Annotated in this window: 8 protein-coding genes; 3 read left to right on the top strand and 5 right to left on the bottom strand. The window is 57.3% G+C overall.

Going from position 1 to position 7,534, the window contains the following annotated elements:
• Positions 1-246 (bottom strand): Wzz/FepE/Etk N-terminal domain-containing protein (locus ACH2EI_RS21910; RefSeq protein ID WP_395161585.1); only part of this gene is annotated, 246 nt, incomplete at its 3' end.
• Positions 247-743: 497 nt separating this feature from the next.
• Here ACH2EI_RS21910 and ACH2EI_RS21905 point away from each other — a divergent pair.
• The 3 genes from ACH2EI_RS21905 (at position 744) to ACH2EI_RS21895 (ending at position 2,393) form a co-directional block, all read left to right on the top strand.
• Positions 744-866 carry a hypothetical protein gene (locus ACH2EI_RS21905; RefSeq protein ID WP_395161583.1) on the top strand — a complete coding sequence of 41 codons (123 nt, stop codon included), beginning with the start codon at positions 744-746 and terminating at the stop codon, positions 864-866.
• 116 nt (positions 867-982) lie between these two features.
• Positions 983-2,121, top strand: a protein-coding gene (locus ACH2EI_RS21900; RefSeq protein ID WP_395161581.1) for an IS3 family transposase whose coding sequence is annotated in 2 segments (ribosomal slippage) — positions 983-1,262 and positions 1,262-2,121 — 1,140 coding nt in all. Because the reading frame shifts where the segments join, the coding sequence is not laid out codon by codon here.
• Positions 2,088-2,393, top strand: coding sequence for a transposase (locus ACH2EI_RS21895; protein ID WP_395161579.1), 306 nt, complete (start codon positions 2,088-2,090; stop codon positions 2,391-2,393). Before ACH2EI_RS21900 ends, ACH2EI_RS21895 begins: the two co-directional genes overlap by 34 nt.
• 598 nt (positions 2,394-2,991) lie before the next feature.
• Here the strand turns inward: ACH2EI_RS21895 and ACH2EI_RS21890 are convergent.
• The 4 genes from ACH2EI_RS21890 to ACH2EI_RS21875 all read right to left on the bottom strand — a co-directional run bounded on the left by ACH2EI_RS21890 (position 2,992) and on the right by ACH2EI_RS21875 (position 7,406).
• The gene (locus ACH2EI_RS21890; protein WP_395161577.1) at positions 2,992-3,447 is read right to left on the bottom strand and encodes a hypothetical protein; all 456 of its coding nucleotides are present in this window, start codon (positions 3,445-3,447) and stop codon (positions 2,992-2,994) included.
• Positions 3,448-3,772: 325 nt separating this feature from the next.
• On the bottom strand, positions 3,773-4,963 hold the full coding sequence (locus tag ACH2EI_RS21885) for a glycoside hydrolase family 99-like domain-containing protein (protein ID WP_395156874.1): 1,191 nt from the start codon (positions 4,961-4,963) through the stop codon (positions 3,773-3,775).
• A complete protein-coding gene (locus ACH2EI_RS21880) occupies positions 4,960-5,982 on the bottom strand; it encodes a glycosyltransferase (protein WP_395161575.1) in 1,023 nt (340 codons plus the stop codon). The genes ACH2EI_RS21885 and ACH2EI_RS21880 overlap by 4 nt, the downstream gene beginning before the upstream one ends.
• A gap of 134 nt (positions 5,983-6,116) precedes the next feature.
• Complete coding sequence (locus ACH2EI_RS21875) at positions 6,117-7,406, bottom strand: lipopolysaccharide biosynthesis protein (protein WP_395161573.1); 1,290 nt, start codon at positions 7,404-7,406, stop codon at positions 6,117-6,119.
• Between the last annotated feature and the right edge of the window lie 128 nt (positions 7,407-7,534).

The raw sequence follows: 7,534 nt of genomic DNA, 5'->3' as shown, positions 1-7,534 counted from the left end.
TTCGATCACCTGGATCTCGGTCTGGATGGCACGATCGTTGAGGTTCACAACGCTGTCCGCGAAAAGACCGTCTTGGCCGCGAGGCTGCACGAGCACCTCAGAAGATGACGAGTACACGGGTGTCTGTGCAGCTGACGAGACAACCGAGATCGTCGTGGTCAACACGACTGCAGCGATCACGATCCACTTCCGCCGAATGACCACGCGGGCGTAGTCGCGGAGCGTCATTTCTGCCTGCAGGTCCATACGGGCCGCGATCGTAGCCTCGTGGCGCATGTTCCTGCTATCACTCCAACGCGATGGCCGCGTGATCGGTTATACCGCCGGCACCGTCGAGATGCGCAAGAGCCGCTATTGCTGGCGTCGTGGTAGACCGAAGACCGCTATAGGAGTTGATCGGACCTGCTGACGGGAGCCTCTGTTGTGGAGCCGCAGCCGGCGACGTGGGCTTGGGAGTCCCAGCTTTTGATGGTTGCTAGTGTCCTGTCAGGCTGTTCCGTCAATGAAGTCGGTGTTGACGACGTTTGCGCAGTAGCGGCCGAGTCGTTCGAGGATCTCATCGGCGATTTTGTGCCGGACGAACGGTTTCAGGTCGTTGGTCCAGACCTCGACCCAGTCCCGTATGTCTTTCGAAAGGGTCTGCCCCCGCCCTGGTTGACACTGCGCTGTAGGGGAAATCCCCTCAGCCAAACTCAAGCTGTGTTGGTTCAGCGCGCGGCTGCACGCTCGAACAGTAGGTCGGCTTGGATGATCGTGTGGTCGACGTCGGAAATTGCGCCAATGCCGGTGAGGTCGAAGCCGTGTTGGCGGAGCCATTCGATGACCTCGTGCGCGAGCGGCTGGCCTATGTACAGCTCAGTGAATGAGCATTCGACGTAGATCCAGCGGATCGATCCGAGTGAAGTGAGACCCGGTTTTTGATCCAGGTGTTGTGGGACTCGATTGCCCCCGGAACGGGGGTTGAGAGAGGATCATGAACATCATGAGCAACAACAAGCGTCGGCGTCACACGCCAGAGCAGATCATCCGAAAGCTGGCCGAGGGCCACAAACAGTTGTCGTCAGGTCAGGAACTCGACGAGGTGTGCCGCCATCTCGAGATCGCCGAATCGACCTGGCACCGCTGGATTGCCCAATACGGCGGCATGAAAGCCAACGACGCCAAACGACTCAAAGAGTTGGAGGGCGAGAACGGCCGGCTCAAGAAAATCGTCGCGAATCAGGCGCTCGACATCGACATGTTACGCGAGGTCGCAAAGGGGGAATTCTGACCCCGAACCGCAAACGCCGCGCAGTGATCATGCTGCGCGAACGGTTCGGGGTGTCAGAACGACAAGCATGCAAAACAGTCGGCCAACCCCGCTCGACGCAGCGACTCCCAGAGCGCGTGGTGCCTGACGAGGAACAGCTGCTCGTCGAGTTCTTGATCAAGTTCTCCAAACAACGACCCCGATGGGGATGGCGACGCGCCGCCAAACAGGCACGCCGTGACGGCTGGGACGTCAACGACAAACGAGTGAAACGCCTATGGCGCCTGCACGGCTTACGCGTCCCTGCCAAGAAACGCAAGAAGCGTCTGACCGGCATCGGCACCCACCTCGGCGCCATGAGCCCGATCAGGCCGAACGTGTTGTGGGCCCTCGATTTCCAGTTCGACACCACCGTCGATGGGCGGACGTTGAAGATGTTGAACGTGATCGACGAGTTCACCCGCGAGTGTTTGGCAATCAATGTGCACCGCACGATCGACGCCGACGGCGTCGTCCGGGTCCTTGATCGGCTCACCATCGAGCACGGTCCGCCGATCTATCTCAGATTTGACAACGGCGGAGAGTTCATTGCCCAAGCCGTCGCGGACTGGTGCCGCTTCAACAGCGTGAACACGATCTTCATCGACCCCGGCTCACCCTGGCAGAACGCGTGGGTCGAGTCGTTCAACGGCCGATTCCGTGACGAGCTGCTCAACTTGTGGCGATTCGACTCGTTGCTCGAAGCCCGAGTGATCATCGAAGACCACCGCATCGACTACAACATGAACAGGCCCCACACCGCCCACGGCGACCTCACCCCAACGGAGTTCGCCGACCAGTGGAGAATCAACCACCAACCCAAAGTCGCATAACAACTGGACCAACTATCGGGTCCCCTTCAACCCGACTCGCACGCACGATCGACCGGTGGATGCCCGAGATCCTCGCCTACCAATCGACCAGCGGCGCTTCGAACGGGCGGGTCGAGAACATCCACATGCTCGCCGAGAAGACCCGCAGAAACGCTCACGGATTCGTCAACCACATCAACTATCGCCGCCGGCTCATCGGCCGACTCGGCATCAAGTGGGCTACCATCCCAACTCGCAGAATCCGAGGCCGTCAACCACACTCAGCCGCGTAGAGCCACAAATCCAGCCACACGAATGGCACGGCCAATGGAACTACACCATCACCGGCTGAACGCGCGATCTATCCCGCGACGCTCCCTAAGCAAACCGTGAGCTGGATCTACGAAACACCACGCACCAGAACAACTGGAGCGACGCCGGCGAATAGGCAATCATATTTTCGAAAGAAGAGAAGAATAAGAGGGAGGCTACGACAACGACAGCGACCTCGCCAGTAGCGGTGGACTTGAGACCATACAAGCATGCCAAGCTAAGGGCGACTAAAGCCGCCATCATAATGATTCCTCCACTGACCCCTGCGTAGGCAACAGCCACGCCAAATGTCGTTGAGGCGGTTAGCGAGGGGGAGATGAGGAACTTTTCCCGATCCAACTTAGGCATGCCAAGCGCGTCCGCAGCACGATCTCCGACCACGTCGGGAATTAACTCACGAAGAACCACCGAGTCTAATTCGCAAGGTTCGGAACAAAGCCCGCCTCGATTCTGCTCCACCGCATTGTTAAGATTCGCAACGGGCGACGCCAAATACATATATGGCCAAAGCGAACCTGGCGGTAGGCCTGTCGAAGCGAAGCGCTCGTTAGACCGAGATCAGACCTGTATCGCATCAGAATCTCCCCGGCGCCCCGTCGACTCGTTGATCTGCTGACTAAGCCTCGCATTCCCGAACCAGTCGAACGCCGGCAAAACCAGGAGAGTAAGCACCGACATCCCTGCAGCACGCCGTAGCCTCGGACGGCGATGACGCAGGTACAAATAGGCCGAGGAGAACACCAAGAACATCACCGCGCTTCGACTCCCAATCAGAACGAGTAACGCCGCCGAGACCAGGAATGCAGTTCTTGCGGTTCGGTCAGAGGCGACTAGATACCGATGAAAAGAGCGTATTGATATGTATCCGGTGTAGGACAACATTGCAACATGCACACCAGGCAATCCGAAGCTGTAGATGTCGTATTGAGCACCGGAGACAATGAGGAAGAGCGGAATGCCACCGGAGTAAACGAAGGCAAGCAAGAAATAGAAAGCAATGAGTACAATTGTCATTCTAGAAATTGGACGAGCCGAAGTTCGTGGTTGCGGGACGACCACTATCATGGCCAGCATCGCAAACAGCAGCGACGAAACAAGGAGTAGCACAACGGTCGCTGATTCGGGAGGCGGGAAGAGATCTGACCAGCCGAGCGAATAGAGGAACAATGCAAGGCTAACCCAGTAAGGCCACCACGCGAAGGGGCTAAGGAACACCTCCCTCACTGGGCGGTCAAGAACGGAAACGCTTCGACTCAGCGATGGCTCCGAGGGTTCGACGCTTGATACGGAACCAGAACGCTGCCAATCCCACATGGAGTTACGAATCTCGCCAGCCATATCAGGAGCCGATTCCCCTCCGCCACGCAAGGCGAACTCGCCGGGTTAGATTTAGGCCTGAGCCGGCCGCTGCCAACGCCAGACTACGCAGTTGCGGGCGACTCCACACTACGCCGTATGAACACTCATCCGCACTTGCTTGCTGCTCCACCACGTGCGAGTTCAGCTGTGTAGCTTCCAAATAACGTCGGCCATAAAGGTCGTCAGGCTCAAGAAAGGCTCCTTCAGCCCACTCGTTCCATGCATTGACGAAAACAGCTCCGCGTTGACCGCGTTCAGTAAGCTCCTGCAGACGAGCCGATCGGAGCCAACCGGCATAGCTTGCGGCCGTCGATCCAATGTACACGGTCGAATTGTTCTGGCGGCGCGCCGTATTGTCCCAACCGGGCACGACGCAGCGGAACCGAACGAAAGAGTTCGGCGGCTTGCGGCTTGTGTAGTAGTCGCATAAGCGCTGGTACGACATCAGGCGACCTCGAAAGTCAGCCGAAACGGAACTAACAGGTTTCAACTGTGCGGTTCGGAGCGTATTGCATCCAACGGGTGGAAACTCGACGACAGCATCAAATCCGAGAGGGCCCGGGGCCAGTCCGTGGGTCGTTTCAGCCGCAATCAGATAGAGGCCCGCTAGTCCGTCATCCTGCGCCAACTTACGGAGACGGGCTGCAAACCCTGCCGGGTCAGGTAAAAGGTCTGCGCGATGCACCACCAAAATTGGAAGGTCGTCAATCCGCACATAGTGGGATGCCTGAAAGTGGGGCAGGAGGTCGAAAAAGATTTCCTCCGCATACCCTTCAGGATAGGTTTGCTCGATCAAGACATCTCGTGATTTTCCGTCCCAACGGCGCGTCCAACTCTCATTGGCCCACGAGAGACAATACGGCAAGAGCGAATTGTCCTGCCGCCAAGCCTCGACCGGTTTTTCCAAAACCCGCTTCCCGTCAAACCAGTAGAAATACATGCAAAATGCGTTCACATCGTAGGCTTGTGCCAGCTCCGTTTGCCGTCGCATCACCTTCGCGTCGGTCAAGCAGTATTCGCCAAGTTCTCCTGGTGAGCGCGGCTGCCGATGGCCCCCGTACTGCGGTCGAGCACGCCGGACATTGACCCACTCGGTGAAGCCCTTGCCCCACCATGCATCATTCTCGGGAATCTCGTGGAATTGTGGGAGGTAGAATGCTATGGTTCTCATTGCTCGGACTTCGATTCGTATCGCTCAAGATTCCAATAGCGCCAAAGTAGGCCTCGAGGAGCCGCACCCTTACATTGTGGTCGTCTCCGCGCTTTCTGTAGAGCAAGGAATCCCGATAGATCAAACCTCCACAGACCGCCCAGCAGCGCAGCGGCTCTAAGCGCTGGTAAGTCACCCCGCACCCCGGCAGCGAGGATGGTGGCGCTCGCTGGAATTCTCGCGTTGGTCTTGGCCAACGCTGCAACACTACGATCAGATCCAACAGATGGCACACGACGAATAAGTTCTTGCGCCATAGAATTTCTCCAACCCCATCGGTGCTCAGCAACGTAGCTCAGAATATGGCGAAATTTACGCCCCCGATATAGTGCACAACACCTTTCAAATAACTTCCCGCCTGATGCCTCACCGATCACATTGGAGGCATGCTGGGTGTAGTCTTGATAATTCACTACCGAAATCGCGATCTCACCGGTCGCTGCGGCACATACACCTAGCCAATGGTCGTGATACGCAACGTCTGTCGGTGAAGGAAATGGCAATGCGACCGCCAAGACCGATCGATCAAAGATCGATAAACACCCGGTGATTTGGTTGTCAAGGATCAAACTGGAGAGCGGAACTAGCCGGCGAGTTGTTACCCCGAGGATTCGCCCATCACTAGTGGTCAATCTTGCTTGACCGGAAGCTGCGACTGCGCCTCTTATTGTAAGTAGGTTCAGCAAGCTGGCGATTTTATCGTGGTCCCACTTGTCGTCCTGGTCGGCGAGCGCAAACCAGCTAGCGCGTGCATCAACTAAGCCGAGGATACGTTCAAAGTTCCGGTAGAAACCGACGTTGCTCTCGAAATGATGGATCTCGAACCTCGGATCGTCTCCGACTAGCTGTTTGACCAGCTGATACGTGTTTCGATCATCACCGTCTATGCCGACGTAGCAGGTCCAAGATTCGTAATCTTGCTGCTTGATCGAGTCAATCTGAGCTTCCAACAATTCCGGATCGGGATTGTAAATTGCCATGCAGAGAGCGCCCCACAATCTGCTTCTTTCGTGTAAAGTGCGGCCGTCCAGCTGGACATGGTCAGTCAAGCTCGCGCCCGTGAATAATCGTTCGTTCCAAGGAGGCGATTCGTTCATTCGGAGGGCTCGAGTCATCACGGCGACGTCCTACGAAGCAGAAGGTTCATCGAAGGCCGGAGATCGGCTACGCCTGGTACGCATTCGACTGACCGGACCGGAAGTGACCTGAGACAAACAAGAGCACCGATAAAGTAACCCACAGCGCTTGCTGCGGCCAACCCAATCGCTCCGTAGCGCGGCGCCAAGATAACGAGTGCCAAAACGTTGACCAAAACGCCGCTCAGTTGTGTAACGGTGAGAGCCCAGCTCCGGCCGAGGGCGGTGAGTGCGGTCGAGCCGACGTAGGCAATGACGAGAGGCACGGATCCTCCGAGCGCAATCAATGTCGGTATCACGGCTCCAACGAACTCGGCGCCGAACACTGTAGGCACAAAAACTGGAGTAGCAATGGCCATCGCTCCTGCCATGGCGAGGGAGAAAAATGTCGCGGACCTCAGGAGCTGGATTATAGCCTCGTTTCGCTGCTCCTCTCTAGGTGCGGTAGCGATCAGGCGAAATGATGCTGTCCCCAGGGCCTGTCCAAGAGCAAGGGGAATGAGTGAGGCCATGGCGGCTACGGAGTAGAGCCCCGCCTGAAACGCTCCGGCTAGTGGCAGTGCCATAGCTTGGTCAAGTCTGTACGAAGCTGCTTCCGCGATCTGGCCGCCAGAATACTTGACCCCCTCGCTCACGGTCGAGCCGAGCTTGTGTCGTGACCCTCGCAGGCCAACACGAGCCATCAGCGTAGTGAAGATCAAGGTTGCGACGCTCCCCATCCAGTTCGCCGATATCGCGAATGAGACGCTCAGAGCTCCTAGAAAATGCCCAGCCACTACAAGAGCGACGTAGAACACAACAGGAATAAGGTTGGTAAGAGCGAAGACCCCTGAACGGCCCTGCGCGATGAATAGATTTGCGTTGCACAACCACAGAAACGCAATCGGGCTGCTTGACGCCGACAAGACGAAGACCAACCTTGCCGGAGTGTCGAGGGATTGAAGAACCGTGAAGGCCACCGCCAGGCCAATAACCGCAGAGGGCAGGACCAAGAGGCCAGCGAAAAACCTGACGGTACGCACCAAGCGTTCGATGCCATCATCAAACGCCGCCTGGCGACGAACAACCAACGGTACACCGAGACCAAGCACAATTGGCATCAGAGAGACGATTGCGATGGCAGCGGCAGCTTCCCCTCTACCAGCTTGCCCGAGAGCGCGCGACAGAAGTAGGGCACTGATTACGCTAAGTCCGGCCGAGACTATGCGTACCAAAGCGAGAGAGTAAGGTCGATCGAGACGGTCTCCCAACCTCCGTGCAATCGTCACGGTTAACTGCTCGCCGCATCGAGAACCCTGAGCGAGTTATTTCGTGCAAGTCCGGCAAGTTCCAGAGCTAATGTCTCTCGGCGATGGGGCGGCATTCGCTGCGCGCAGTCCAGTGCGGACTCAAGCCG

It is taken from the genome of Ilumatobacter sp., assembly GCF_041688325.1.
Lineage (GTDB): Bacteria > Actinomycetota > Acidimicrobiia > Acidimicrobiales > Ilumatobacteraceae > Ilumatobacter_A.
The sequence above is the reverse complement of the archived record's forward strand: the minus strand, read 5'-3'. Positions and strand labels throughout refer to the sequence as shown.

Bases quoted from the DNA above. Each gene is read 5' to 3' on its own strand.
- ACH2EI_RS21890 (WP_395161577.1), bottom strand. From the start codon at position 3,447: ATGACAATTGTACTCATTGCTTTCTATTTCTTGCTTGCCTTCGTTTAC.
- ACH2EI_RS21885 (WP_395156874.1), bottom strand. From the start codon at position 4,963: ATGAGAACCATAGCATTCTACCTCCCACAATTCCACGAGATTCCCGAG.
- ACH2EI_RS21880 (WP_395161575.1), bottom strand. From the start codon at position 5,982: ATGGCAATTTACAATCCCGATCCGGAATTGTTGGAAGCTCAGATTGAC.